The sequence below is a fragment of the Sphingorhabdus sp. genome (genome assembly GCF_046596595.1).
Taxonomy (GTDB): domain Bacteria; phylum Pseudomonadota; class Alphaproteobacteria; order Sphingomonadales; family Sphingomonadaceae; genus Sphingorhabdus_B.
On the sequence record NZ_JBKJMB010000084.1, the window covers coordinates 1 to 1,437 of the forward strand.

Consider the following 1,437-nt stretch of genomic DNA (forward strand, 5'->3'; position numbering starts at 1 on the left):
GACATCGCTGACGCAGACAAGATGGCCGCGTTGGTCCGCGACAACAAAATATCGCGGGTGGTGCATCTCGCGGCGCAAGCGGGTGTTCGGTACAGCCTCGAAAACCCCTTTGCATATGAACGCTCGAACCTTGCCGGCCATTTATCGGTGATGGAGGCGTGCCGTCATGCAGAGGGTTTTGAACATCTGGTCTATGCCTCGTCGAGCTCAGTCTATGGCGACAAGCCGATGGGCGGCGAGGGGTTCAAGGAAGACGAACCTGCCAACGACCCGGTATCGCTGTACGCAGCGACCAAGCGCGCGTGCGAGTTGATGAGCCAGTCTTACGCCAAATTATACGGCTTCCCGCAAACGGGGCTGCGCTTCTTTACGGTTTACGGCCCATGGGGACGGCCCGACATGGCCTATTTCAGCTTCACGCAGAAAATCCTGAAAGGCGAAGCGATTGAAGTCTATGGCAATGGGCAAATGGCACGCGATTTTACCTATATCGATGATATCGTCGACGGCATAGTCGGCGCGCTCGACCATCCGCCCGCAAACGGAGAGCACAGGGTTCTCAACATTGGCGACAGCCACCCCGTTGGCCTTATGGAAATGATACAGACGCTCGAAAAAGCGATTGGCCGTGACGCGGTCAAGATCATGCGTCCCATGCAACCGGGTGATGTTACCGCAACCTTTGCCGATGTATCGAAACTGCACGCACTAACGGGCTACAAGCCTAAAGTGATGCTGGCCGAAGGCTTGGAAAAGTTTGCCGACTGGTACCGCGCATTTTACGGGGCTTCGTTCTGATCACCTGCGTTCAGCTGGGCCTGCCATTCATCGAATGATGCCGCGAGTTTCCGGCCCGCAATTTGCCGTCCGGCTTCGCGCGGCAAGCCAAGCGATGCGGACAATGGCCCACCCAGCAGCGCGTCGCCAAGCGCCATCAGGACCATCTCAAGCGTCAATTCGTGCAGTGAAGTGTCCGCATGTCCTTCTTCAGCGATTTCGTCGACCAGCTCATGAATCGCCTCGACAATCGGATCGAGCGCATCTTCATTGCCGGATAAAAGCATCCACGATGCCAGTGCACCCGCACCTTCGCGGTCGAAATGGTCGAAGATCAAATCTGCCAACTCTTGCGGCGTAACAACCCCGCCGCGCATTTGCATCACCGCTTCGGCAATTTTACTGCGAATATTATTGCCCATATAAGCGGCAAGCGCCCGTTGCAGTCCCGAAGCTGAGCCAAAATGGTGAAGCAAATTGGCATGCGTCCGACCAATACGGCCAGCGACAGCTTTCAAGGTGACAGCCTGCGGCCCTGCTTCAAGCAACAGGCTTCGCGCCGCCTCAAGCGCTGCCATCCGGCTCGCCTCCGGGCTCAACCGCCGCGGCATACCACCGTCTTTAATATCAATAACTTTGGATGTCTGGACAGTCATGAAG

Annotated in this window: 2 protein-coding genes; one reads left to right on the forward strand and one right to left on the reverse strand. The window is 56.6% G+C overall.

Going from position 1 to position 1,437, the window contains the following annotated elements; genetic code table 11:
• Positions 1-798 (forward strand): NAD-dependent epimerase/dehydratase family protein (locus ACLL9E_RS08100; protein WP_411291231.1); only part of this gene is annotated, 798 nt, incomplete at its 5' end.
• On the opposite strand, the gene ACLL9E_RS08105 is transcribed toward ACLL9E_RS08100, so the two are convergent.
• Positions 780-1,433 carry a TetR/AcrR family transcriptional regulator gene (locus tag ACLL9E_RS08105; protein ID WP_411291232.1) on the reverse strand — a complete coding sequence of 218 codons (654 nt, stop codon included), beginning with the start codon at positions 1,431-1,433 and terminating at the stop codon, positions 780-782. The genes ACLL9E_RS08100 and ACLL9E_RS08105 overlap by 19 nt on opposite strands.
• Positions 1,434-1,437 lie beyond the last annotated feature (4 nt).

Coding starts and splice junctions, on each gene's coding strand:
- ACLL9E_RS08105 (WP_411291232.1), bottom strand. CDS start 1,433: ATGACTGTCCAGACATCCAAAGTTATTGATATTAAAGACGGTGGTATG.